General features: G+C 75.4%; 12 protein-coding genes. 3 read left to right on the forward strand and 9 right to left on the reverse strand.

The genetic code is table 11. The annotated features are described in order from the left end of the window. Window positions 1-39: 39 nt before the first annotated feature. The 9 genes from ACYP53_RS19505 to asnB all read right to left on the reverse strand — a co-directional run bounded on the left by ACYP53_RS19505 (window position 40) and on the right by asnB (window position 14464). Window positions 40-948, reverse strand: coding sequence for a GHMP family kinase ATP-binding protein (locus ACYP53_RS19505; RefSeq protein WP_459648278.1), 909 nt, complete (start codon window positions 946-948; stop codon window positions 40-42). Further along, on the reverse strand, window positions 945-2480 hold the full coding sequence (locus ACYP53_RS19510; RefSeq protein ID WP_459648279.1) for a lyase family protein: 1536 nt from the start codon (window positions 2478-2480) through the stop codon (window positions 945-947). The genes ACYP53_RS19505 and ACYP53_RS19510 overlap by 4 nt, the downstream gene beginning before the upstream one ends. Then, window positions 2471-4060, reverse strand: a complete 1590-nt coding sequence (locus ACYP53_RS19515) for a condensation domain-containing protein (RefSeq protein WP_459648280.1) — start codon at window positions 4058-4060, stop codon at window positions 2471-2473. Before ACYP53_RS19515 ends, ACYP53_RS19510 begins: the two co-directional genes overlap by 10 nt. Next, window positions 4057-5064, reverse strand: coding sequence for a TauD/TfdA family dioxygenase (locus ACYP53_RS19520; protein ID WP_459648281.1), 1008 nt, complete (start codon window positions 5062-5064; stop codon window positions 4057-4059). Before ACYP53_RS19520 ends, ACYP53_RS19515 begins: the two co-directional genes overlap by 4 nt. Then, on the reverse strand, window positions 5061-7235 hold the full coding sequence (locus ACYP53_RS19525; protein WP_459648282.1) for a non-ribosomal peptide synthetase: 2175 nt from the start codon (window positions 7233-7235) through the stop codon (window positions 5061-5063). Before ACYP53_RS19525 ends, ACYP53_RS19520 begins: the two co-directional genes overlap by 4 nt. After that, window positions 7232-9892: an amino acid adenylation domain-containing protein gene (locus ACYP53_RS19530; RefSeq protein WP_459648283.1), complete on the reverse strand. Its 2661-nt coding sequence runs from the start codon at window positions 9890-9892 to the stop codon at window positions 7232-7234. The genes ACYP53_RS19525 and ACYP53_RS19530 overlap by 4 nt, the downstream gene beginning before the upstream one ends. Before the next feature lie 164 nt (window positions 9893-10056). Further along, the gene (locus ACYP53_RS19535) at window positions 10057-11793 is read right to left on the reverse strand and encodes a non-ribosomal peptide synthetase (protein WP_459648284.1); all 1737 of its coding nucleotides are present in this window, start codon (window positions 11791-11793) and stop codon (window positions 10057-10059) included. Continuing rightward, window positions 11790-12575, reverse strand: a complete 786-nt coding sequence (locus ACYP53_RS19540; RefSeq protein ID WP_189914215.1) for an aspartate/glutamate racemase family protein — start codon at window positions 12573-12575, stop codon at window positions 11790-11792. Before ACYP53_RS19540 ends, ACYP53_RS19535 begins: the two co-directional genes overlap by 4 nt. After that, a complete protein-coding gene (gene asnB, locus ACYP53_RS19545; RefSeq protein ID WP_459648285.1) occupies window positions 12572-14464 on the reverse strand; it encodes an asparagine synthase (glutamine-hydrolyzing) in 1893 nt (630 codons plus the stop codon). The genes ACYP53_RS19540 and asnB overlap by 4 nt, the downstream gene beginning before the upstream one ends. A 255-nt stretch (window positions 14465-14719) precedes the next feature. Here asnB and ACYP53_RS19550 point away from each other — a divergent pair, with 255 nt between their 5' ends. From ACYP53_RS19550 to ACYP53_RS19560, 3 genes are read left to right on the forward strand one after another with little or no spacing between them, the layout of a single operon-like run. Continuing rightward, window positions 14720-16573, forward strand: coding sequence for a carbamoyltransferase family protein (locus tag ACYP53_RS19550; protein WP_459648286.1), 1854 nt, complete (start codon window positions 14720-14722; stop codon window positions 16571-16573). Further along, complete coding sequence (locus ACYP53_RS19555; RefSeq protein WP_459648287.1) at window positions 16563-19286, forward strand: condensation domain-containing protein; 2724 nt, start codon at window positions 16563-16565, stop codon at window positions 19284-19286. Before ACYP53_RS19550 ends, ACYP53_RS19555 begins: the two co-directional genes overlap by 11 nt. Then, window positions 19283-25618, forward strand: a complete 6336-nt coding sequence (locus ACYP53_RS19560; RefSeq protein ID WP_459648288.1) for an amino acid adenylation domain-containing protein — start codon at window positions 19283-19285, stop codon at window positions 25616-25618. The genes ACYP53_RS19555 and ACYP53_RS19560 overlap by 4 nt, the downstream gene beginning before the upstream one ends. Window positions 25619-25628: the final 10 nt, after the last annotated feature.

Here is a 25628-nt window from a genome sequence, read left to right on the forward strand (position 1 = left end):
GGAGTGCCCTGCTGGGGTTGTCCCTGCTGGAAGTCGTCCCTACTGGGAGGGCTGGGTGAGGGTCCGGAACAGCAAGGTGTCGTCGCCGAGGGCCTCGCAGGCCGCGTGCGCCTCGGCCACCTTGCGGGCGCGGTCCGGGTCCGCGTCGTCGAACAGCAGGCCCAGCATGGTGCCGCTGTGCGCGCACACCACGCCGAGCGCCCCGGTCCGCCCCGCGATGGCGAGCATCGCGTCCAGGTGCCGCTTGGGGGCGAACCGCTGGTTGAGCACCGCGCTGCGGGTGGTCACCCGGCCCACGGCGGAGAGGTCCCCGGCGCGTACGGCGGCGGTCAGGTCGGCCAGCAGTCCGGTGAACTCGGCGGTGTCGGCCGGCGAGTAGCGCTTGGGGCGCTTGTTGAAGGTGACGGTGTCCAGGTGGCCGCCCTCGTCCACCGCCACCACGGTGGCCGGCGCCAGGTCGCCGAGGGCCTCGCGCAGCCGTACCTCGCGGTGCTCGAAGACGACGACGCCCGGGTGCATCACCCCGTCGGTCGGCTCGATCGGGCGCAGCCAGTGCTCGACCGCCGTCGGGCCGGTGTCCAGGCCGAGCGCGCCGCCGACCGCGCGGGCGGTGGCGACCAGGTCGGCCGAGGAGCTGGCCAGGCCCTTGCCGATCAGCAGGTCGCTGTCCAGGATCAGGGTGCCGCCGCCACCGGGCTGGTGGGCCGTCAGCATGGCCTCGGCCAGCCGCAGGGACTTGGTCTTGTGGGCGGGGAAGACCCGCAGCGGGCCGGCCGGGTCGAAGCGGAACCAGGCCCGGGAGCGGAGCGTGATCGGCAGGGTGACGAGGAAGTCGGTGCCGTCGGGCAGCCGCCCCTGGAGCAGTTCGCCGAAGGTGCCGGGGCCGTCGGCCCGGCCGCTGCGCAGGTCGGCGCCCGGGCGGCGGGTGATCAGGCTGGGGCCGGTCACGGGGTGCCCGCTTGGGTGGGGCCCTCGGTGGACGCGTTGGTCGGGCCGTCGGTGGAGGCGTCGGCGAGCAGGGCGTCCACGCGGGCCGCGGCGGCGCTCGCCGTCTCGGCGCGCAGCCGCCACTGCCCGGCCACCTCCCGGTAGCCGCGGTCCTGCGCGGCGAGCATGGCCCGGACGGCGTCGGGGTGCGTCGACCCCGTGGACCGCTTGACCCGGACGGCCCGGTCCGCGTCGAGGGAGCCGGCCAGCAGTGCGCCGGGCTCGGGCACCCGGTGGCCGTGCTCCTCGGCGACCGCCGCGAGCAGCGGGCCGTCGGGGGTGGCCGCGGTCAGGCCCTTGGCGATGGCGGCCCGGACGTACGCCCCGGCGATCACCTGCGCCGTCCGCCAGGGGACGCCGGCCTCCAGGGTCAGCCGGTTCGCGAGGGTGAAGGCGCCGAGGAAGTCCCCCTCGCAGGCCTCGCGCATCCGGTCGGTCCGGAAGGTGGCGGTGGCGAGCGCGGTGTGGGCCAGCCGCAGGGCCGAGCGCAGCGCGGCGAACTGCTCCCGGAGGTGCCGGCCGGCCTCCTTGGAGACCTCGACGCTGTTGGCGTACGGGGTGCCGTGCTGGGCGAAGGCGAGCTGGGCCGCGCAGCCGACGACGTGCGAGCAGCGGCCGCGGATCCGTTCCAGGACCGGGAAGTTGCGCTTCTGCGGCATCGCGGCCGAGATCCCGGCCAGGTCGTCGGGGAAGTCCACGAAGCCGAACCCGGCGCCGCTCCAGGTCATCAGGTCGGTGGTGAAGCGGCTGAGGAGGACGGCGAAGGTCGACAGCTCGGACGCGACCCCGAGGGCCCAGGAGCGGGAGGCCACCGCCATCAGGGCGTGCGGCTGGGGCTGCCGGAAGCCCAGCAGTGCGGCCATCCGCTCGCGGTCCCAGGGCAGTTCCTGGCCGGCCATGCTGCCCGCGCCGAGCGGGGAGCGGTCGATCCCGTCGTAGGTGGCCAGCAGGCGGCGGGCCGCGTCGAGGGTCTCCTCGGAGAGCGCCGAGAGGTAGAAGGCGGGGGTGACGGTCTGCGCGGCCTGGGCGTGGGTGTAGCCGGGCATCGGGCTGTCCGGCAGTTCGGCGGCGCGCGCCGCCACGGTGCGTCCGAAGGCGATCAGGCCGTCGGCGAGGGCGCGGACGTTCTCCCGGCTGGAGAGCAGTTGGCCGCAGGCCTGGAAGTCGTTGCGGCTGCGGTCCACGTGCCAGGCGGCGAACGGTGTGGTCCCGCCGCGGGCGACGTGGCGTTCCATGGCGAAGAAGATGTCCGACATGTTGTCCCGCGGGTCCGCCCGGATCAGCTCGGGGGTCAGCTCGTCGAGCCGCCCGGTGATCGCGGCCGTCCCCTCCTGGTCGACCAGGCCCATCCGGCGGTACTCCAGCAGCAGCACCTTCTCGATGGACACGTAGTGCGGCAGCAGGGCTTCGGCCTCGTAGCCGAACTGCGGGGCCAGCACCTCCTCGTCCCAGACCTCGCTGGGCACGCCGTCGATCCGGCCGGTCACTGCCATGTCTCTCCTTCGGGGTCGGTCCGGTCGTCCCGGCGCGTCGCGGTGTGCCGCTCCAGTTCGGCGGCGAGCCGGGCGACGGTGGGGTTCGAGAAGAAGGCGTCGACGGTGGTCTCGACGCGGTGGTCGGCCGACAGCCGGGCGAGCAGGCGCAGCGCCTGCAGCGAGTGGCCGCCGACGGCGAAGAAGTCGTCCTCGACGCCGACCCGGTCGACGCCGAGCACCTCGGCCCACGCGCGGGCCACCAGTTCCTCGGCGGCGGTGCGCGGCGGGACGTGGCCGGGCGGCGGCACCGGCTCGGCGCCGCCTGCGGGCCCGGGGCCGGCCGGGAGCCGGGACAGCGGTGTCGCCGGGTCGGCGAGGGCCGCCGTGAGCACCGCCGCGTAGTCGGCGAGCAGCCCCGCGGCGGTCTCCGGTCCGAACAGGGCGGTGTTGTACTCGACGCGGACGGCGCCGCCGGACACCTCCAGCAGCAGGTCGTCCTCGGCTGCGGTGGACGGGGGCCCGAAGCCCTCGGCCGCCGTGACGTTGAACGCCAGCTGGTAGAGCGGTGGCAGGCCGGGGCCGCGCCGCGGGGCAAGCTGCTCGACCACGGTCTGGAACGGCAGCTCCTGGTGGTCGCGGGCCGCCCGCCACACCGCCCGGACGCGGTCGACCAGCGCGGCGTACGAGGGGTCGCCCGAGGCGTCCACCCGGAGCACCACCATGTTCACGAAGGTGCCGACGAGGGGCAGCAGTTCGGGGCGGTCCCGGCCGGAGAGCGGCACCCCGAGGACGATGTCGTCCCGGCCGGAGCGCCGGTGGACCAGGGCCGCGTACCCGGCGAGCAGCAGCTCGAACGGCGTGACCCCGTACCGGCCGGCGGCCTGGGCGAGCGCGGGCGCCGTGCCGGCCGGGAGCTCGGTCCGCAGCTCCGCGCCGGCGAAGGACCGCCGGGCCGGGCGCGGCCGGTCCAGCGGCAGTCCGTGCGCGGGTGGCAGCCCGGCGAGCTGCTTCCGCCAGTAGCCGGCCAGCGCGGCGGTTCCGGCGCCGTCGAGCCGCTCGCGCTGCCGGCGCGCGTAGTCGCCGTAGGAGAGGGGGAGCCGGGGGACGCTCGGCGGCCGGTCCTGCTCGAACGCCGCGCAGAACTCGGTGAGCTCCGCGTGCAGGTTGAACAGTGACGGGGCGTCGCAGACGGCGTGGTGGGCGACGAAGAGCAGCCGCCAGCGCCCGGCGCCGAGCCGGACCAGGCCGGCGCGCCACAGCGGTGCCCGGGAGAGGTCGAAGGCGGTGTGCTTCAGCCGGTCGGCGAGGGCCTCGCGCGCCGCCCGCCGCTCCTCCTCGGGGCGGCCGGACAGGTCGAGGACCTCCAGGTCGGGGTCGACGGCGTCCCGGACGACCGCGTGCAGCGCGCCGTCCACGACCCGGAACCCGGTGCGCAGCGCCTCGTGCCGCTCCACCACGGCGGCCAGGGCCGCCCGGATCTGCCCCTCGGAGACGTCCCCGTGCAGCGGCCACTGGTCCGTGACGTGGTAGAGCGCGGTGTCGGCGGCGAACCGGCTGGCCAGCCAGGCGCGTTCCTGCGCGAAGGAGGCGGCGGTCATCCGGTCCCTCCGCCGGGCACGACGCGGTCGGGCAGGACGTGGTCGGGCAGCACGTGGTCGGACAGGACATGGTCGGGCAGGCGGACCGGGTCGCCGAGGACGACGGCGACCTCCCGGGGGCCCTCGTACGGCTCCCGGCTGTGCGCCATCCGGATGTTGTCGACGACCAGGACGTCGCCGTCGCGCCAGGACTCGCCGAAGGCCGCCGCGTCGTAGGCCGCGTTGACGGCCTCGACGGTGCCGGCGTCGATCGGCGTGGTGTCGCCGTGGGCGGTGGTGAACGGCAGGCCGGTCGGCCCGTACTGGTCGAGCAGGTACTCGCGGATCACCGGGTCCATGGTCAGTTCGTTGAGGAAGGCGATCTGGTTGAACCAGCCGGGCACGCCGGTGCGGGGGTGGGCGACGACGGCGGCCCGGCGCTGCGCGGTGCGCAGTCCTCCGTCGAACCACTCCTGCCGGATGCCCTCGGCCGCGCAGTAGGCGTCGACCAGGGCGCGGTCCTCGGTGCCGAAGGCGTCGGTCCACGGCACGCCGACGTCCTGGTACGACCGCAGCAGCAGCCAGCCGTCCCGGCGGAACGGCTCGACCAGGCCGGCCGGGAGGGCGCGCAGCACCTGCTGGGAGTCGGCGAGCATCGTCCGGCCGCCGCGGTCCGGGGCGGTGAGGCAGCCGAACACCATCAGGCCGGGGACCTCGGCGGCGTAGCTCTGCTCGTGGTGCATGCACATCGGGGCGTCCGCGGGCCAGTGCGAGGCCGAGTAGACCGTCTCGCCGTGCCGGTCGCGGGGTGCGAACCCCTCCCGTTCGGCCATCGGCTCGATCCCGAGCGAGGCGGTGACGGCCGCGAGGTCGGCGGGCGAGGCGACGCCCGAGCCGCGCAGCAGGACGGCTCCGGAGGCCTCGACCTCGGCGCGGACCTCCGCGCGGTGCTCGGCGGCCCAGCGCGGGCCGGGGGCGGCTTCCAGGATTCGCAGGGCGGGTGCGGTGCGGGTGGCGGGGGTCATCGCCGGGCCTCCGCGGTCCGGCCGGCCGCCTTGCGGTCGAGGAGTCCGGCCACCTCGGCCACGGTCGGGGTGGTCTTCAGCTCGCCGACCGTCACCGCGCGGTCCAGGGCGATGGCCAGCCGGATCGCGGCCAGTGAGGTGCCGCCGAGCTCGACGAAGCGGGAGCCGCGGCCGACCTGGTCGAGCGGCACGTTGAGCAGTTCGGCCCAGAGCCGGGCGACCCGGCGCTCGGTGTCGGTCTCGGGGAGCGCCACCTCGCCGTCGGCGGCCGGCCGGCCGCCCTGCGCCTTGGCCTCGGCGGTCAGCGCCTTCTTGTCGATCTTGCCGTTCGGGGAGAGCGGCAGCCGGTCGAGGCGGTGCAGTCGGCCCGGCACCATGTAGTGCGGCAGGACGGCGGCCAGGGCCCCGTCCACGGCCCCGGGCTCCGGGGCGGCGGTGCCGCTGTAGAAGCCGACCAGCTGCGGGTCCTCGGCCGAGCCGGCGATCACCACGGCGCCGTCCCGCACGCCGGGGACCTGGAGCAGCCGGTTCTCGATCTCGCCGATCTCGATCCGGAAGCCGCTCACCTTCACCTGCGAGTCCCGGCGGCCGAGGTACTCGAACTCGCCGGAGGGCAGCCTGCGGCCGAAGTCGCCGGAGTGGTAGAGCCGTTCGCCGGAGTGGTACGGGTCCGGCCGGTACGCGGCGTCGGTGCGGGCGGCGTCGTTGACGTACCCCCGGCCGACGCAGACCCCGGCGAAGACGATCTCCCCCGGCGCGCCGTCCGGGACCATCCGCAGCCGCTCGTCCACCACGTACACCCGGACGTTGCGGGTCGGCGGGCCCAGCGGGACGAACCGGCCGGCCGGCGGGCCGTGCAGCACGCCGTGGTTGGTGTCGTCCGACACCTCGGTGGTGCCGTAGCAGTTGACCAGCGGGATGCCGGGGAACGCGGCGAACCAGCGGTGCACCAGTTCGGTCTTGAGCGCCTCGCCGGTCACCGCGAGGACCCGCACCGACGGCAGGCCCAGGCTGTCCCCCTGGAGCGTCTCCAGCACCAGGTCGAGGTAGGAGGGCACCAGCTGGGCCACCTGGACGCCCGCCCGGGTGACGGTCTCCACGAAACGGCGGACGTCGGTGACGGTGTCCTGACCGACGATCTCCGTCCGGCCCCCCACCAGCAGCGCGCAGACCAGCTGCCAGAGCGAGATGTCGAAGCACTGCGGGGCGGTCTGGGCGATGACGTCGCCCTCGCGGACGCCCAGGTCCTCGATCTTGGAGTAGAGGTGGTTGAGGAAGCCCGCGTGCTCGCACATCGCGCCCTTGGGCTCACCGGTCGAGCCCGAGGTGAAGTAGATGTACGCCAACTGGTCGGCGCGGACGGGCAGTCCGAGGTCCTGCTCGGCGTCGGAGCCCGGGCCGGCCGGCTCCTCGGTCAGCAGCGAGACGGTCACCTCGCGTCCCCGCACCGCCTCGTCGAGCTGGGCCAGCCCCGGGTCCGCCAGCACCCGGCGGCAGCCGCTGCGCTCCAGTACCACGGCGATCCGCTCGGCCGGGAAGGACGGGTCCAGCGGGAGGTAGCAGCCGCCCGCCTTGAAGATCGCGATCACCGCGGCCATCCACTCCAGCGAGCGCTCGGCCACCACGGCCACCACGTCCTCGTCGGCCAGCCCCCGCTCCCGCAGCGACCGGGCGATCCGGTTGGCGCGGCCGTTCAGCTCCGCGTACGTCCAGCTCCGCCCGCCCTGCACCGCCGCGACGGCGTCGGGGTGCCGGCGCACCCGCTCCTCGAACAGCTCGTGGAAGCGGCGGTCCGGCAGCGGCCGGACCGGGCCGGCCGAGGCCGCGAGGGCGGCCGCCAGTTCCTCCCCGGCGACCAGGCCGTGCGCGTCGTGCGCCTCGTCCGGGGCGGCGGCCATCCGCTCCAGCACCGCCCGGACGTAGCCCTCGGCACGGTCGGCGCCGACGTGCTCCTGCTCGCCGGCCTCCTTCCCGACCCGCTCGGCCTCGGCCCGCCCCTGCGGGGTGGCCACCCGGGCGATCAGCTCGCGCCAGCTCGCACCCTCGTCGCCGAGCGCGTCGGAGCCGGTCAGCACCGCCGCCACCTTGAACGACGCGGCCAGCCGCACGGTGTCCGGGCCGACCCCGGCCTCCACCGCCAGGACCGCGATCGCCGCTTCGGCGTTCGTCATGAGTTCTCACCTTCCAGTTCGTTCCGGCGTGCCGGCAGGGGCCAGGGCAGCCGCGCGCGATCACGTTTGTTGGTGGCGGTGCGCGGCAGGTCGGCCAGCACCGCGATCAGGTCGGGGACCGCGGGGGCCGGCAGCCGGGCCGCGACCAGCCGCCGCAGTTCCTCCCCGGTGACCCCGGCGTCCGCCACCACGTAGCCCACCAGGCAGGGGTCGCCGGCGGCGGTGGTACGCACGGCGGCCGCGGCCTCCCGCACCCCGGGCTGCTGCTCCAGCACCGCCTCGACCTCGTCCAGTTCGACCCGATTCCCGCGGATCTTCACCTGGTTGCCGGTCCGGCCGGTGAACGCCAGGGTGCCGTCCGCCCGCCAGTAGCCGCGGTCGCCGGTGCGGTACAGGGTCCGGCCGGTCCGCCAGGGGTCGGGCAGGTACGCCGAGGCCGTCTCGACGGGCCGGCGGTGGTAGGAGCCGGCCAGGAAGCCGCTGCGCAGATGGATCTCGCCGGGCACCCCGGCCGGGCACGGCCGGCCGAGGGCGTCCAGGACCAGCACCTCCCGGCCCGGGATCGCCCCGCCGATCGGCACCCCGGCCGGGAACGACCCGCCCGGGGGCAGCTCGTGGTGGGTGGCCAGGATGCACTCGGTGGGCCCGTACAGGTTGTGCAGCCCCGGCCGCACCGCCCGGTGCGCCCACGCCTCGGCCAGGTCCACCGGGAACACCTCACCGGCGATCAGGACGTGCCGCAGGTCCGGCAGTTCGCCACCCTGCGCGTCCAGCGCCTCGGTGAGCAGCCGGAAGAACGACGGCACGGTCTGGATCTGCCCGATCCGCTCCCGCCGCAGCCAGCGCACCACCGAGACCGGATCGCGCCGGGCCGCGTCCGGCGGCAGGCAGAGCGCGGCGCCGGCGGTGAGCGCCGCGAAGATCTCGGTGTAGGCGGCGTCGTAGGTGAGCGGCGCCCACTGGGCGACCCGGCTCCCGGGCCCGATGCCGAACCGCTCGCGCTGCCACTCGGCGAACTGCGCGAAGGCGGCCCGCGACAGCGCGATGCCCTTGGGCGTCCCGGTGCTGCCCGAGGTGTGCACGATGCACAGCGGGTGGTCGGCGACCGGCGGGGCCGGGAAGGTGTCCCGCTCCCCCGGTGGCTCGTCCCCGGGGGCGGGTTCCAGCCGGAGCACCGGCAGGCCCGCGAACCGGCCGTCCGGTCCGAGCAGCGCCGGGTGCGCCGCGGTGGCGGCCTCGTCCGCGAGCACGCAGACCGCGCCGGTGCCGGCCAGGATGTCGCGCAGCCGGGCGTCCGGGTCGGCGGGGTTCAGACAGCTGAAGGTCGCGCCGGTGCGCATCGCGCCGAGGACCGCCGCGATCTGCCCGGGACCGCCGCTCAGCAGCAGCGCCACCACCTGCCCGGGGCCCACGCCGTGGTCGGCCAGGGCGTGGGCGGTCCGGCTGCTCCACCGGTCGAGCCCGCCGTAGTCGAGCGTGCCCTCCGCGGAGCGCACCGCGACCGCCCCGGGGGCGTCCTTCACCCGCGCCGCGAACTCCTCGTCCAGGAAGGCCAGGTAGTCGCGGTACGGCCGGGTGGTGGCGGGGGCGGGTGCCGGGTACGGCGCGGGGCGGCCGGAGAGGTCGAGCTCGGCCAGCGGCCGGTCGGGGGTGTCCAGCCCGAACCGCAGCGCCCGGACGAGGTGGTCGGCGAAGCCCTCGGCCGTCACCAGGCCCGGCAGCGCGCCGGTGAGGACGACGGTGAACTCCGCCGGCCCGGTCAGGGCCAGGGTCAGCCGGCCCTCCGGGTCGGGCGGGCAGTCGACGGTCAGCTCGGCCGCGACGCCCGGCAGGTCCAGGGTCGCGGCCGGGAGGTGCGGCCCGGCGAACTCCGCGCGGATCGGGAAGGACGCGGCCTCGGCACCCGCCTCCGGGGCCGTCCGCACCAGGGCGGCGAGGCGAGCCGGCGTCAGGGCGGCGGAGAGGTCCAGCCGGATCACCCGCCGCGCCGGGCCGTCGGGCGGGGTGGCCGCCTCGTCGGGCGCGGTTGGCGTTCCGGCGGACACGGGCGCCGTCCCGGCGGGCACGGGCGCCGTCCCGTCCGGCGTGGTCAGCGTTTCGTCGGGCACGGTCAGCACGGCCTCCGACGTCCCGGCGTACCGGCCGAGCACCGCCGCGAAGGCGGCGAGCAGCCGGTCCGCCGCGTCGCCGGGCTCCTCGGACTTCCCGGGCTCGCCCGGCAGTGCGCGGGACGCCCGCTCGCCGGGGAACCAGGCGCCCGGCAGGGGTCCGGTCGCGGGCGCCGGGGCGTCCGCGATCCGCGCGCGGTAGGCGGCGCCGAGGTCCCGGGTCAGCCCGGCGACCGACCGGGCGTCGGCCCGCTCCCCGTCCACCGTGAGCAGGAGTTCGTACGAGCCGACGCCGAGCCCGGCGAGACAGGCCCGCAGCCGGGGGCGGCCGGCGGCGCCGAGCGGCCGGGCGGCCTCGTCGGCCGCCAGCTCGGCGAGGACCCGCCGCTGCTGCTCCCCGGCGGACCGCGAGAGGTCGATGACCCTCAGCCGGACCCGGCCCGGGCGCTCCCCCGACCCGGCGAGCCCGGGACGCGCGGCCACCAGGGCCTCGACGGCCGCCGACAGCGCGGTGACGTCCGGCTCCCCGGTCAGCCGGGCCCGGAGCACGGCGTTCGCGGGCGGAGCCGCGGCGGAAGCGTTCGCGGGCGGCGCCGTCGCGGAAGTGTTCGCGGGCGGCGCTGCGGCAGAAGCGTTCGGGGGCGGCGCTGCGGCGGAACCGCTCGCGGGAGCGTGCACGGGCGAGGCCGTAGCGGAAGTGTTCGCGGGAGCGTTCACGATCCGCTCCCGACCAGGCGGTCCGTCACGGCCGAGGCGAGCCCGGCGACGGTCGGGTCCAGGAGGAACGCCCGCAGCGGGAGGTCGACCTGGTACTCGTAGCGGACCCGGTCCATCAGCCGGGCGATCGCCAGGGAGTCGCCGCCGAGCAGGGTGAAGTCGTCGTCGCGGTTGACGCCCGCCAGGCCGAGGATCTCGGTCCAGATCGCGGCGATCCGGGTCTCCTCGGGCCCCTGCGGCGGCTGGGTGGCCTCCGCCGTCCTCTGCAGCGCGACCTTCGGCAGGGAGCGGCGCTCCACCTTGCCGTTGAGCGTCCGGGGGATCGCCGCCATCCGGACGAACACCGAGGGCACCAGGCCGGGTGCGAGCCGCCGCGCGGCGTGCGCGCGCAGCTCGGCGTCGTCGACGTCCGGGGCCACCACGTAGGCGACCAGGGCGGTCGACCCGTCCTCGGTGACCGCCGCCGCGCAGACGTCCGTCACCCCGGGGTGGCCGCGCAGGGCGTTCTCGACCTCGCCGAGGTCGATCCGCACGCCGTGGACCTTGACCTGCTGGTCGCGACGGCCGTACAGCTCCAGCGCCCCGTCCGGGCGGAACCTGCCGAGGTCGCCGGTGCGGTAGCTGCCGGCCGTGCCGCGCCACTCCTCCTCGCCGAGGTAGCCGAGCAGCGGGAACGGGACCTCCAGCTCCACCTCGCCGAGCGCGTCCGGCGCGTCCCCGGGCCCGGTCAGCACCCGGACCGCCACGCCCGGCAGCGGCCGGCCGACCGGCACCAGCCGGGCCTGGGCGTCCTCGGCCGTCGTCCGGTGGTACAGCTTGGTCATGGTCGTCTCGGACGGCCCGTACAGGTTGACCAGTTCCTTGCCGTCGCCGAACAGGCCGCGCCACCACGCGACGTCCGCGGGGTGCAGCTGCTCGCCGGCGAGCAGTACGGCGCGCAGGGCGGGGAAGGAGGCGGGGGTCAGCGCGGCGGAGCGCAGCGTGCGGAAGAGGGTCGGCACGCAGTGCAGGACCTCGACCTCGTTCTCGGTGAGCCAGCGCGCCAGGCCCTCGCCGACCGGCGCCCCGGCGGCCGGGTTCACGCAGACGGTGCCGCCCGCGCACAGCGGGGTGAAGGCGTCGCGCAGGAACGCGTCGAAGCCCGGGGAGGTCAGCTGGGACACCTTGGTGCCCTCGCCGATCCCGAACTCGGCGATCTCCCAGTCGACGAAGTGGTGGACGGCCCGGAGGCTGCCGCGGATGCCCTTCGGGCGCCCGGTCGTGCCCGAGGTGAAGTAGACGTAGCCGCGGTCCTCCGGGGCGGCCCGCTGCCAGGCCTCGGCGGACCACGCTCCGGACTCCACCGTCTCCGGGATCACCAGCCGGGCGCCGTCAGGCAGTTCGCGCCCGGCGAGCGCCTCCCGGCCCGCCGCGTCGGCGACGACCGCGCCCGGGCGGAGCGCGTCGAGCACCCCGTCCAGGACGGCGGCGGGCAGCCGGGGGTCGACCGGTGCGAAGGTACGGCCGGCGGCCATGCAGCCGAGGACGGCCGCGATCACCTCCACCGGCTCGGCGCAGGAGAGCAGGACCGGGTCCGCCGGCCGTCCGATCGCCTCGAAGGCTGCCTGGTAGCCGGCCACCCGGCCCGCGAGCTCCCGGTAACTCACCTCTCCGGCACCGGACTTCACGGCGCAGCGGGAGCCGTCGCGGGCCAGGCTGTCCGCCCACCGCCCCAGAACCGTCGGCGTTGTCATATGGATCCATCCCTCATTCGCTGTGCGATGACGGTCATCGGGTCGATGCTGGGCAGGTGCCGGGTCAGGCCGCGGGCCTCGATCGCCCTGGTCACCAGGTGCAGTTCGGTGCAGCCGGCGACGAACGCGGTGGCCCGGTACTTGGGCAGCAGCGCGCGGACGAAGTCGATCGTCGCGAGCCGGTCGCCGTTGCGCTTGAGCCGGTAGACGTGGCGGTGCAGCCGCTCCTGGTCCTCCTCGTCGGGCAGGACCAGGCGGTGCGCGAACTCGGGCCAGCGCTCGTGGTCGGTGAAGACGCCGGCGAGGACGCTGCCCCGGGTGCACAGCACCAGGTGGCGGCCGGGGCGTTCGGCGAGCTGCTCGAAGACCAGGTCCACCAGGGAGACGCAGCGGGAGCGCAGCCGCTCCGGCAGCAGCCGGATCGCGGGGTGTGCGGTGATGCAGGCCACCACGACGACGTCGGCGCCGGCGGTGAGCAGCCGGTCGACCGAGTCCTCCAGTGCCGCGCGCACGAGGTCGACCGTGCCGGACTGGATGGCCGTGGTCCGGTCGGCCACGGCCGGGTCGGACCAGAGCAGGATCCGCGCGGCGAGCTGCTCGCGCTCGGGCGGTTCGAGGCCGTACACCGTGTTGAGCAGTTCGGTGGAGGCCAGCGGGCCCATGCCGCCGATCACGCCGATCAGCGGTCGGCGGGCGCCGGGCTCGCCGGGGCGCGCGGGGGCGTCGGCCGCCCGCGGCCGTACGGCGCCCGGCGGGGGTGTGGTGACGCGTTCTCGGGTCATCCCAGGCACGGCAGGCCGAACTCCTCCAGGAAGATCGCGAAGGTCGCGATGACGAGCAGGTAGTCCGTGTCCAGGTGCGGGTGCACGGTGCGGGCGCCGGAGGTCTGCCGGCGGATCAGCTCGGCGACGACGTCCGGGTCGAAGTAGCCCTGCCGGCGTACGGTCGCGGGTGAGAGCAGGTCGTTGAACCACTCGTCGCCGGCCAGCAGCAGTTCGGTGCTGGTCTGGCTGCGGAAGCCGAACTTGCGGCGGTTCAGCACCTCGGGCGGGACGAGGCCCTCGGCCGCGCGGCGCAGCACCGCCTTCTCCTGGCCGCCGGCCGTCATCAGGGACGGCGGGACCGCGGTCGCGTGCCGGACGACGTCCCTGGCCAGGAACGGGAAGCGCATCTCGACGGAGCTGGCCATGGCCATCCGGTCGCCGTGGTCGCCGAGCAGGTGGTCGGCGAGGCGCAGGTGGAAGTCGAGGTAGGAGCGCTGGTGCAGGGGGTGGCGCCCGATCAGGCGCTCCGGGTCGACCAGGCGCTGGGAGGTGACCGAGAAGCCGTCGAACTCCTCGGCGAGCGGGGCGCTGTAGAGCTGGCGGCGCAGGTCGTGGGCGGGGAGCTGGTCGTTCTCGTAGCGCAGGTCCAGGCCCCACATCCGGTGGGCGGCCTCGCGTTCGAGCTGCTCCTCCAGGAGGTCGCCGGACCCGCGGCCCGGGCCGCCGGCGTCGAGCAGGTAGCCGGGGTAGCCGCCGAACAGCTCGTCGGCGCCCTCTCCGCTGAGCACCGCGACCGTGCCGGTGGCGCGGACCTTGCGGGCCAGCAGCATCGAGCAGACGTTGTAGGACTCCTTCACCGGGGTCTCGGCGTGCCGGACCATGCCGCTGAGCAGGCCGGCGGTGTCCGCGGCGTCGACCGGGACCTCGTGGTGCCGGGTGCCGATCTTGCCGGCCACCAGCCGCTGGTAGCGGGCTTCGTCGATGCTGCTGCCGGGGAAGGTCACCGCGTAGCTGGGCCACTGGTGGTCGGGGCGTTCGGCGGCCAGGAGGGCGCCGATCAGGCTGGAGTCCAGGCCGCCGCTGAGGTACGTCCCGACCGGGACGTCCGCGACGGAGCGGGAGCGGACGGCGGCTTCGAGCAGGTCCCTGGTCCGGTCGGCGTGGCCGTCGAACACCCGCGGGTCGGCGAGCGCGGCGGCGTCCCGGCTGCGGGCGTCGTCGTCCCAGAGCGGGTAGTCGAGGTCCCAGTAGCGCTCGGTGCGGTGGCCCGAGCGGTCCGCGACGAGCCGCTCACCGGGGCGCAGCGACCGGATGCCCTCGAACATCGTCCGGGGGCTCACCAGCCCGGGCAGCGAGAGCACCTGGTCGAGCCCGCGCAGGTCGACCCGGCGGGCCACCAGCGGGTGCCGGAGAATGCTCTTGATCTCCGAGGCGAAGACGATGGTCCCGGCCACCACGGTGTAGAACAGCGGCAGAACTCCGCAATGGTCGCGGGCGAGCACCAGACGGTCCTCGCGCCGGTCGTAGAGGGCGAAGGCGAACTGCCCGTCGAGGTGGTCGGTGAGTTCGGTGCCGTATTCCTCGTAGAGGTGGACCAGGACCTCCGTGTCCGATCCGCCCCGGAATCGGTGGCCTTTTCTCCGGAGTTCTTCCCGGAGGCTCCGGTGGTTGAATATCTCGCCGTTGCACACCGAGACCACGGAGGAATCCGGGGTGCTGTGGGGCTGTCCGCCGCCGGCCAGGTCGACCAGTGAGAGGCGGCGGAAACCGGCGGTGAACGCGCCGGTCTCACAGGTGGCGTGCGCGTCTGGCCCCCGGTGCACCAGCGCGTCGGTCATGGCCGTCAGGACGTCGGGGTCCAGGCCGGCCGGGTCGTCGAGTCCGTAAACCCCGGCTATTCCGCACATCGAGCTCAGGCTCCTATCACCCGGTCGCTCACACGAATCCTGACGGAATCCGCTGCTCCTTCGATATCTCCGCCGGCCACATTAGGAGCGGCGCCGCGCACGGGTCAACGATTTGCCACTCGTCCTTTCGGCCGGAATCCCGGCCCTACCGAAGTACAGGTCGGTTCCGGACCTACGGGCGGCGACGTGCGGGGATGTCCCGGCCTAGCGTGAAGGCCGAACGATTTCGGGCGGCAACGAGGTGAGGTTGGAGACATGCGCGTCCTCGGTTACAGCGGGCTCAACGGTGGACTGGAATTCAAGCGGGAGTCTTTCCCCGGGCTCGATCCCCGGCTGCACAGGTTCGCCCAGGGCTACGACTCGGCGGCGGCCCTGGTGATCGACGGCGAGGTGGTGGCCGCCGCCGCGGAGGAGCGGTTCACCGGGGAGAAGACCACCGGGTCGTTCCCCGTCAACGCGATCGAGTTCTGCCTGGCGCAGGCCGGTCTGGGGCCGGACGACATCGACGTCCTGGCGCACGGCTTCGCCTACGGGGAGCCGGCCGGCAGCTTCGGCAGCACCTACTCCTCGACCCGGTTCCGCGAGGTGTACTCGACCGGCTCGCAGCTCGCGCTGGCCGAGAAGTTCCTGCCCGGCCGGCCCTGGGCGGACCGCTTCCGGCCTGTCCCGCACCACCTGGCCCACGCCGCCAGCACCTTCTACCCCAGCGGGTTCGAGGACTCGCTGATCGTGGTGAGCGACGGGATGGGCGAGTCGGAGAGCCTGACCGTCGCGGTCGGCCGGGGCGAGTCCATCGAGGTGCTGCAGACCGTCCCGGCGATGCACTCGGTCGGGATCCTCTACAGCCTGGTCACCCACCACCTGGGCTTCGTCCCGTTCATGGACGAGTACAAGGTGATGGGCCTCGCGCCCTACGGCGACCCCCAGCGCTACTACGACCGCTTCGCCGCCATGGTGCGGCTGCGCGAGGACGGCACGTACACCGTCCCCGTACTGGCCCGGGACCGCACGTCCTTCGAGCACGAGACCCACGAGGGCGTGCTGCGCGAGCTGGCCGCCGTGCTCGGCCCCGCCCGGCTGCCGGGGGAGCCGTCGACCCAGGACCACGCCGACATCGCCGCGGCCCTGCAGGCGATCACCGAGCAGTCGATGCTGCACGTCCTGCGGGCGGCCCGCGAGCGCACCGGCCTGAACCGGCTCTGCCTGGCCGGCGGGGTCGCGCTCAACTGCACGCTCAACGGCCTGGTCTCGCGCAGCCGCCTGTTCGACGACATCTTCGTCCAGCCGGCCTCCAGCGACGACGGCACCGCGATCGGCGCCGCGCTCGCGGCCGACGCCGCCGCCTCCTCCCGGGCCGGCCGGATGTCCATGCCGTACTGGGGGCCCGGGTTCTCGGACCAGGAGCTGTCGGCGGCGGCCGGCGAGCCGGAGGGCTGCACCGTCGAGGAGTTCACCACCGACGCCGAGCTCGCCGAGCGCGTCTCGGAGCTGCTGGCCGAGGGCAACATCACCGCGTGGGTCCAGGGCCGGATGGAGTTCGGCCCCCGCGCGCTCGGCAACCGCAGCATCATCGCCGACCCGCGGACCGAGGCCATGCGCGACCGGCTGAACGAGGTGGTCAAGGAGCGCGAGAGCTTCCGGCCGTTCGCGCCGGTGGTCCGGGTCCAGGACGCCGGCGACTACTTCGAGATCGCCCCCGGCACCGAATCCCGGTACGCCCACATGCTGTTCGTGACGCAGACCCGCGCCGAGCAGCGCGACAACCTCGGCGCGGTGACCCACGTCGACGGCAGCGCCCGGGTCCAGGTGCTCCACCAGGAGAGCAACCCGCGGTTCTTCGAACTGATCAGCGCGTTCGGCCGCCGCACCGGCACCCCGGTGGTGCTGAACACCTCCTTCAACCTGCGCGGCCAGCCGATCATCGCGACCCCGGAGGAGGCCCTGCGCACCTTCCTGCGTTCGAAGCTGGACGCCCTCGTCCTCGGCCGCACCGTCATCGTCAAGCACGTCAAGGGCGCCCCGGCGGGCAAGGCTGCCAAGGACGCCGCGGACGCGACGAACGGCAAGGACGGCAAGGACGGCAAGGAGTCGATCGCCGATGTCGGCTAGCCTCTTCCAGCCCCGGCAGCCCGCCGCCCACGCGACCCTGCCGCCCGACCGGCCGCGCCCGCCGGTGACCCAGTTCCGGCGCGCGACGGTCAGCCTCGACGGCGCCGCCCTCGCCGAGGGCGTCACGGAGGTCGCGGACCGGTACGGCATCGAGCCGCAGACGGCGGCGGTCGCCGCGGTCGCCGCCGCCCTGGCCGCCCGCCACCACCGCGGCCGCACCGCGCTCGCGGTCGGCACGCTCCTCGGACCGGTCCGACTCCTGGACGTCGAGGTCGAGTTGGGCGGCCGGTCCGCGGCGACGGTGACCCTCGGCCGGCTGGACGCCGCGTTCGAGACCGACCTGGAGACCGACCTCGGAGCCGGGCCGGAGTCCGCCGCCCGCTCCGGTGTCGCGGTACTGTTCGGGCGCCCGGCCGAGCAGTGGCGGGGCATCGGACCCCAGCTCGCCGACCGGGACCTGGTGCTCAGCCTCGACCCGGACCGCAAGGAGGCCGGCTGCGAGTTCGACCGCGACCTCTACGACCCCGCCACCGTGACGGCCTTCTGCGAGTCCGTCCGGCAGGTGCTGGTCGCGCTGCTGGACGCGCCGGAGCTGCCCGTCCTCGACGTCGAGAACATCGAGGACGCCGAGGACATCGAGCAGGACCCGGCCCAGGCCGCCCCGCTGGCGCCCGGCACCGCCGAACTGACCGCCGGCGAGGGAGTCCTGGCGGGCATCTGGGCCGAGGTGCTGGACGTCTCCCCCGCCGAGATCGACACCGACTCCGACTTCTTCGCCCTGGGCGGGCACTCCCTGCTCGCCGCCCGGGTCGCCATGCGGGCGGGCACCGTCTTCGGCGTCGAGATCACCGTCGAGGACCTCTTCCACCACCCCACGCTGTCCGGGCTCTCCGAGTGGATCGAGCGGGCCGCGCCCGCCACGGCCCGGCCGATCCCGGCCGCCCCGGCCGGCGGCGCCCAGCCGCTCAGCTCCGTACAGACCGGGATCTGGCTCGCCGAACAGCTCAACCCGGGCTCGGCCCAGTACAACTTCCCGCTGTCCTGGCGGCTGCGCGGCACGGTGGACCCGCAGGCGCTGCGGCGGGCCCTGGACGAGCTGGTGCGGCGTCACGAGGCGCTGCGGCTGCGGATCACCGAGTCGGAGGCCGGCCCGGTCCAGACCGTCGCCCCGGTCGCGGCGGCCCCCTTCGAGACCGTCGAGCTGCCCGGGCTCGACGAGGCCGGCCTCGCCGACCTGGTCGAGCAGACCGTCAACGCGCCCTTCGACCTGGCCGAGAGCGCGCTGCGCGCGGTGCTGGTGCGCCTGGGCGCCGAGGACTGGGCCTTCGTCCTGGTCGTCCACCACATCGTCTGCGACCAGTGGTCGCTGGCCCACCTGGTCGACGAGCTCGGCGCGCTGTACGCCGGCGGGGAGACCGCGCCCGACGACGGCCCCCGGGACGGCTCTCCCGCCGGCTACCTGGACTACGCCGCCTGGCACCGGGACGTGCTGGCCGAGCGGCTGCCCGCGCTGCGGGACCACTGGCGGGAGAGCGTCGTCACCGCCCCCGAGGTGGACCTGACGGCCCTGCACCGCACGGACCCCGGCCCCGGCCTGCGCGGCGGCTGCCACCGCTTCGAGATCCCCGCCGGGCTGCTCGGCGAGGTCGAGGCCCTCGGCCGGAGCACCGGCACGACCCCGTTCATGGTGCTCTACGCCGGATTCCTCGGACTGCTCCACCGCTACTCGGGGCAGCACGACCTCACCGTCGGCACCTCCGTCGCCGGCCGCAACCACCCTCAGCTCGAAGCGTCGGTCGGCTCCTTCGTCAACCTGGTGCAGCTGCGCACCGGGCTGGCCGAGGGCCTGCCGTTCCGCGAGCTGCTGGACCGCGCCCGGACCACCGTCATCGACGCCTACACCCACCAGGACTACCCGCTGGAGACCGCGCTGCGGGAGCGGCGGATCCACGGCGCCCAGGGCTCGCCGCTGACCTCGGTCATCTTCGAGCTGCTGAACGTCGACCCGGTGCGGCTCGCCCTCGCGGGCGCGGCGGCCGAGGAGGTGCCGGTCCGGGTCCGCTCGGCGAAGTTCGGGCTGATGGTGACGCTGGAGACCACCACCTCGGGGACGATCGGCAACCTCGAGTACCAGGCCGACCGTTACGACGCCGCGCGGATCGCCCGGTTCGTCGAGCACTACCTGTCGCTCCTCACGGCCGTGGTCCGGGACCCGGAGCTGCGGGCCGACAGGTGGCTGCCCGTCGGGGAGCCGGTCACCGGCGGGATCGCGCCCGGCCCGGCCGCGGCGGACCCGGCCTCGGTGGACCCCGCCTCGGTGGATCCGGCGGAGACCGGCCGCCCGGAGCCGGAGGCCGACGAAGCGGCCCCGGCGTCCAGCCGGCGCGCCGCCCTGGAGACCGTCCTGGCCGACCTCTGGGCCGAGGAGCTCGGCGTCGACAGCATCGGCGCCGACCAGGACTTCTTCGCCCTCGGCGGCTACTCGCTGACCGCGACCCGGATCGTGGCGCGGCTGCGGCGCGAGCTGTCCGTCACGGTGCCGCTGCGCGTCCTGCTCGTCGACGGCACTCTCGCCGCGCTGGCGACGTACATCGAGGAGCACGAGCCCGACCTCCCGGGCCTGCACAGGACCATCAGGGTCATCCGGCTGGCCCGGGCGGACGAGCACCGGCAGCGGCAGACCGCCGATCAGGAGAGGAGTGGAGCGTCATGACCGACTCGCTACCCGTGTCGCCGACGCAGCAGGGCATCTGGCTGGCCGAGCAGGTCAACCCGGGGCAGCCGGTCTACAACGTGCCGGTCGCGCTGCGCCTGCGGGGCGCACTGTCCCCGGACGGGCTGCGGGACGCCCTCGCGGCGCTCGTCCGCCGCCACCGGGCGCTGCGGACGAGGTTCTCCTCCGTCGCGGGCCTCCCCCGCCGGACCGTCCTCGACCACGCCGACATCCCGGTCCGCGAGCTCCGGCTGCCCGACGAGGCGGCGGCCCGGCGGGCCATGGCCGAGGAGATCGCGCGTCCCTTCGCCGTCGCCACCGACGCGCTGCTGCGGGTGTCCGTCCTCCGGTACGCCGAGGACGAGTGCTTCCTGCTGCTGGTCTCCCACCACCTGGTGAGCGACGGCTGGTCGGTGGACGTCCTGCTGGAGGACCTTGCCGCGCACTACCGGCCCGGCGCCGCACCCGTGCCCGTGCCCGTGCCCGCACCCGTGCCCGTACCCGGCGAGGCGTCGCAGGAACCCGAGCTCGAACCGGTGGACGCCGCCACGGCCGAGGAGAACCTCGCCTTCTGGGAGCGGACCCTGCGCGACGCCCCCGCGGCGACCGAGCTGCTCGGCTCCGGCGGCCGGGCCGCCGCCCGCACCAACCGGGGCACGACCACCCGGTTCACCCTGCCCGCCCAGCTCTCCGCCGCCGTCCGCGCGTTCGGCCGCACCCACCGGGTGAGCCCCGCCGTGACGCTGCTCGCCGGGTTCGCCGCGCTGCTCACCCGCTACTCCGGGCAGCAGGACCTGGTCATCGGGACCTCGCTGGCCGGCCGGGACGATCCGCGGACGGACCGGCTGGTGGACTGCCTGGTCAAGGTGGTCCCGCTGCGGATCACCGCCGGCCCGGGCACCGGCTTCGCCGGGCTGGTCGGCACCGCCCGGGACGCGTTCCTCGACGCCCTGGAGCACCAGGACGTCGCCCTGGAGGAGCTGGCCCGCCGGCTCGGCACCGACCGGGACGGCTCCCCGCTGTTCCGGATCCTGTTCGGCTACGCCCGCGGGCACGCCGCGCCGCCGATGGCGGGGCTGGAGACCGCCCACGTCCCGGTGCACACCGAGACCGCCAAGTTCGACCTCACCTGGAACGTCAACGACGACGGCGAGCGGATCGAGGTCGAGGTCGAGCACCGGACCGAGCTGATCGACGCGGAGCTGGTCGGACGGCTGGCCGGGCACTGGAACCGGCTGCTCGGCTCCCTGCTGGCCGAGCCGGACGCGCCCGTGGCGCGGGCCGGGCTGCTGTCGGCCGAGGAGCGGGTGCGGCTCGTCGGGATGGCCCCGGAACCACGGGTGCGGACGTCGGCGCCGGAGCGGTTCGCCGCGCGGGTGGCGGCGGCCGGCGACCGGGTCGCGGTCACCGACGGCGCCGGCGCCCGGCTGACCTACCGTCAGCTCGACGAGCGCGCGGCCCGGCTCGCCGCCCTGCTCGCCGGGGAGGGCGTCCGGCGGGGCGACCGGGTCGGGCTCTGCCTCGGCCGCTCCGTCGACCTGGTCGCCGCCGTCCTCGCCGTCTGGCGGCTCGGCGCCGCCTACGTCCCGGTCGACCCCGACAACCCCGCGGAGCGGCTCGCGTACGTCCTCGGCGACGCCCGGGCGCCGCTCGTCCTCGCCGACCCCGACACCGCCGGGCGGGTCCCGGAGGGCCCCTGGCGCACCCTCGTCACCACCGGGGCGACGGAGGCCGCTCACACCGGCACCGTCCGGCCGGCGGCGGGCGAGGCCGCCTACGTCATCTACACCTCGGGCTCCACCGGCCGGCCGAAGGGCGTCGAGGTCACCCACGGCAACCTGGCCGCACTGCTGGACGCGGGGGCGGAGACCGTCGGCCTGCACGACACCGACGTCTGGTCGCTGTTCCACTCCTTCGCCTTCGACTTCTCGGTCTGGGAGATCTGGGGCGCCCTCGCCCACGGCGGCCGTCTGGTGGTCGTCCCGCGCGACGTGACGCGCGACCCGGCGGCCTTCCGCGACCTGCTGGTCCGCGAGCGGGTCACCGTCCTGAACCAGACGCCCTCCGCGTTCCGCCAGCTGGTGACCGAGGACGAGCGCCACCCGCGGGACGAACTGGCCCTGCGCCTGGTCGTGTTCGGCGGCGAGGCGCTCGACCTGGCCTCGGTCCGCAGCTGGTGGCGCCGCCACGCGCCCGACCGCCCGGTCCTGGTCAACATGTACGGCATCACCGAGACCACCGTCCACGTCACCTGGCAGGTCCTGGACGAGGAGCGGCTCGGCTCCAGCAGCAGCCCGATCGGCCGGGCCCTGCCGGGCTACCGGGCGCTCGTGCTGGACGGCCACGGAGAGCCGGTGCCGGTCGGCGTGCGGGGCGAACTGTACGTCGGCGGCGAGGCGGTGGCCCGGGGCTACCTCGGACGACCGGACCTCACCGCCCAGCGCTTCGTCCCCGACCCGTTCACCGACCTGCCCGGCGCCCGGCTGTACCGCAGCGGCGACCTCGCCCGCTGGACCGCCGCCGGCGAGCTCGAATACCTCGGCCGCGACGACGACCAGGTCAAGATCCGCGGCTTCCGCATCGAACTCGGCGAGGTGGCGGCCGCGATCGGCCGGCACCCGTCCGTCCGGGGCGTCACCGTGGTGGTCCGCGAGGACACCCCCGGCGACCGCCGGCTCGTCGCCTACGCGGCCTGCCCCGAGGGGACGGACGCCCAGGAGCTGCGCGACTTCGCGGCCGGGCACCTGCCCGCCCACATGGTCCCCGCCGCGGTCGTGACCCTGGAGACCCTCCCGCTGACCCGCAACGGGAAGATCGACCACGCCGCCCTGCCCGCACCGGAGTTCTCCGGCGACGCCGCCGCCTACGTGGCACCGCGCACCCCCGCCGAGCAGGCCCTCGCCGACATCTGGGCCGAGATCCTCCAGGTCGAGCGGGTCGGCGCCGAGGACGGCTTCTTCGACCTCGGCGGCGACTCCATCCGCGCCGTGCAGGTGGCCGCCCTCGCCCGGGGCCGCGGCCTCGGCATCGCCGTCGCCCAGATCTACCGGCACCGCACCCTCGCCGACCTGGCCGCCGCCGCCGACACGGCCGAGGACCGCGCGCGCACCGAGCCCTTCCAACTGCTCTCCGCGGCCGACCGGGCCCGGATCGCCGACGGCCCCGGCGCCGGCCTCGACGACGCCTACCCCATGACGGCGCTCCAGGTCGGGATGATCTACCACATGGCGTCCGACCTCCGGGTGCTCCCGTACGTCAACGCCGCCAGCTACCGGCTGCCGTACCGGTTCGACGAGGAGGCGTTCGGCCGCGCCGTCCGGGCCGTGGTCGCCCGGCACCCCGTCCTGCGGACCGGCTTCGACCTGACCGGCTACGGCGAGCCCCTGCAACTCGTCCACCGCGAGGCCGAGCTGCCGGTCCTGGTCGAGGACCTGCGGGCGCTGTCACCGGCCGAGCAGGACCGGGCCGTCGACGAGCTGATGGAGCGCGAGCGCCGCCCGTTCGAGCTGGAGCGGCCGCCGATGCTGCGCTTCGCCGTCCAGGTGCTCGGCGACGACAGCTTCCAGTGGACGCTGGTCGAGCACCACTCCATCCTCGACGGCTGGAGCCTGTGGTCGACGATCACCGAGATCCTGCTGCACTACACCCGGCTCCTGGACGGCGAGGGCCTGGCCCAACTCCCGCCCCCGGCCTCGGCCTACCGCGACTTCGTCGCCCTGGAGCAGCAGGCCTCGGCCTCGCCCGAGGCCCGGCGGTTCTGGTCCGAGACGCTGGTCGGGCACACCCTGCCGGAGCTCCCGGCGCTCGCCGGGCAGGAGCCCCGGCCGACCGGGCAGGAGCCCACGCCGGCCGGCCAGGAGCTGCGCGGCGACGGCGCCAGCGGCGTGGTCGGCGGGTACGGCTGGCGCGACGCGCACCTGCCGGCCGACCTCGGCCCGCGGGTCGGGGCGCTGGCCAAGCGGCTCGGCGTGCCGGAGAAGACCGTCCTGCTCGCCGCGCACCTCCAGGTGATCGCGGCGCAGACCGGCCTGGACGACGTCTGCTGCGGCGTCACGCTCAACGGCCGGCTGGAGGAGACCGGTGGGACGGAGGCCCGCGGGCTGTTCCTCAACACCGTGCCGTTCCGGCTCGCGGTGGGCGGCGGACGCCGCTCCGACCTGGTCCGCCGGGTCTTCGAGGCGGAGGCCCGGATCCTGCCCCACCGCCGGCTGCCGCTGGCCCGGATCCGGCAGCTCGCCGGCGGGCGCGACCTGTTCACGACCAACTTCACCTTCAACAACTTCCACGTCATGCGCGACACCATGGGCGACGGCGCCCACGCGGACCTGCTCAGCGGCCTCGGCGAACTCACCGCCAGCCGCCGGGTGGAGCCGGCCGACGTCCCGCTCACCGTCACCTTCTTCCGCAACCCGCTCACCGACGGGCTGCAGCTGTGCATCGACTACGACGCCAACCGGCTGAGCCCGGCCCAGATCGAGGAGATCGCCGACCAGCACGTCCGGGCGGTCGAGTCACTGGTCGGCGACCCGGACGGCGAACTCGCCGCCCCGGTCACGGCGCAGGCCCTGCCGCGCGCAGAAGCCGTCGCACCGCGGGACGTCGCACCGCGGGACGTCGCTCCGCAGGGCGTCCTGGCGCGCTTCGCCGCGCAGGTCGCGGCGAACGGTGACGGCACCGCCGTCGCCGACGCGACGGGCGGCCGGCTGACCTACCGCGAGCTCGACGAGCGCGCGGCCCGGCTCGCCGCCCTGCTCGCCGGGGCCGGAGTGGGCCGCGGCGACCGCGCCGGGATCTGCCTCGGCCGCACCGTCGACATGGTCGCCGCCGTCCTCGCCGTCTGGCGGCTCGGCGCCGCCTACGTCCCGGTCGACCCCGACTACCCGGCGAGCCGGATCGAGTTCGTGCTCAAGGACGCGGACGTCCCGCTCGTCCTCACCGACCCGGACACCACCGGCCGCATCCCGGACGGCCCCTGGCGCACCCTCGACACCACCCTGGCGACGGACGCCGTCCACCCCGGGACGGTCCGCCCGGAGGCCACCGAACTCGCCTACGTCATCTACACCTCCGGCTCCACCGGCACGCCCAAGGGCGTCGAGGTGGAGTGGCGGTCGCTGGACAACCTGGTGGCCGTCGCGGACGAGGTGATGGACCTGCGCCCCGACGACCGGCTGCTCCAGTTCGCGTCGCTGAGCTTCGACGTGTCCGTCGCGGACCTGGTCTCCGTCCTCACCACCGGCGCCACCTTCGTGGTCTCCCCCGGCGGGGCCGACCGGGTCGGCGAGGGGCTGGTCGCGGCGATCCGCGCGCACCGGCCGACCGTCGTCTCGATGCCGCCGAGCGTCCTGGCCGGCCTGGAACCCGGTGACCTGCCCGCGCTGCGCCGGGTCGTCGTCGCCGGCGAGGCGCTCCCGGCCCCGCTGGCCGCCCGCTGGGCCGCGGTGGCCGAGCTGGTCAACGCCTACGGCCCGACCGAGGCCACCGTCTACGCGACCGCCCACCGCTGCGCCGCCGACGGCGAGGTGCTGATCGGCCGGGCCGTCCCCGGCGCCGTCGCCCACGTCCTGGACGGGGCGGGACGGCCGGTGCCGGCCGGGGCGCGCGGGGAGCTCTGCATCGGCGGCACCGGTGTGGCCCGCGGCTACCTGGGGCGGCCGGGCCTGACCGCCGAGCGCTTCGTCCCGGACCCGTCCGGCGCGGTGCCCGGGGCGCGGCTGTACCGGACCGGCGACGTCGCCCGGTGGACGGCCACCGGTGAGCTGGAGTACCTGGGGCGCACCGACGACCAGGTGAAGATCCGCGGCCTGCGGATCGAGCTCGGCGAGGTCGAGTCGCACCTGCGGGCGCACCCCGGGGTCGCCGCGGGCGCCGCCGCCGCGCTCGGCGAGGGCGCGGAGCGCCGGCTGGTGGGGTACGTCGTCCCGGCCGCCTCCGCCACGGTCTCGGCCGAGGACGTGCGCGCCTGGCTGGGCCGCCGGCTCCCGGCGTACCTGGTGCCCTCGGCGGTGGTGGTGCTGGACGCGCTGCCGCTCTCGGCCAGCGGCAAGGTGGACCGCGCGGCGCTGCCGGCGCCCGTCCGCCCCGCCGCCGACCCGGCCGGGCGGGTGGCGCCGCGGACCCCGCTGGAGGAGACCCTGGCCCGGGTGTGGGCGGAGATCCTCCAGGTGGAGCGCGTCGGCGCGGAGGACGACTTCTTCGACCTCGGCGGCGACTCCATCCGGGCGGTGCAGATCGCCTTCCGGATCAAGCGTGAGCTCGGCCTCGCGCTCAAGCCGGTCGACGTCCAGCTCCACCCCACGGTCGCCGAACTCGCGCACCACCTCTCCGACTGACGCTCCGTCA

Source organism: Kitasatospora sp. Ki12 (assembly GCF_054601375.1).

Excerpts from the sequence above, each read along its gene's own strand:
- asnB (WP_459648285.1), bottom strand. The coding sequence starts at position 14,464 with ATGTGCGGAATAGCCGGGGTTTACGGACTCGACGACCCGGCCGGCCTG.
- ACYP53_RS19550 (WP_459648286.1), top strand. The coding sequence starts at position 14,720 with ATGCGCGTCCTCGGTTACAGCGGGCTCAACGGTGGACTGGAATTCAAG.
- ACYP53_RS19515 (WP_459648280.1), bottom strand. The coding sequence starts at position 4,060 with ATGACCGCCGCCTCCTTCGCGCAGGAACGCGCCTGGCTGGCCAGCCGG.
- ACYP53_RS19525 (WP_459648282.1), bottom strand. The coding sequence starts at position 7,235 with ATGACGAACGCCGAAGCGGCGATCGCGGTCCTGGCGGTGGAGGCCGGG.
- ACYP53_RS19560 (WP_459648288.1), top strand. The coding sequence starts at position 19,283 with ATGACCGACTCGCTACCCGTGTCGCCGACGCAGCAGGGCATCTGGCTG.
- ACYP53_RS19555 (WP_459648287.1), top strand. The coding sequence starts at position 16,563 with ATGTCGGCTAGCCTCTTCCAGCCCCGGCAGCCCGCCGCCCACGCGACC.
- ACYP53_RS19540 (WP_189914215.1), bottom strand. The coding sequence starts at position 12,575 with ATGACCCGAGAACGCGTCACCACACCCCCGCCGGGCGCCGTACGGCCG.
- ACYP53_RS19535 (WP_459648284.1), bottom strand. The coding sequence starts at position 11,793 with ATGACAACGCCGACGGTTCTGGGGCGGTGGGCGGACAGCCTGGCCCGC.
- ACYP53_RS19510 (WP_459648279.1), bottom strand. The coding sequence starts at position 2,480 with ATGGCAGTGACCGGCCGGATCGACGGCGTGCCCAGCGAGGTCTGGGAC.
- ACYP53_RS19520 (WP_459648281.1), bottom strand. The coding sequence starts at position 5,064 with ATGACCCCCGCCACCCGCACCGCACCCGCCCTGCGAATCCTGGAAGCC.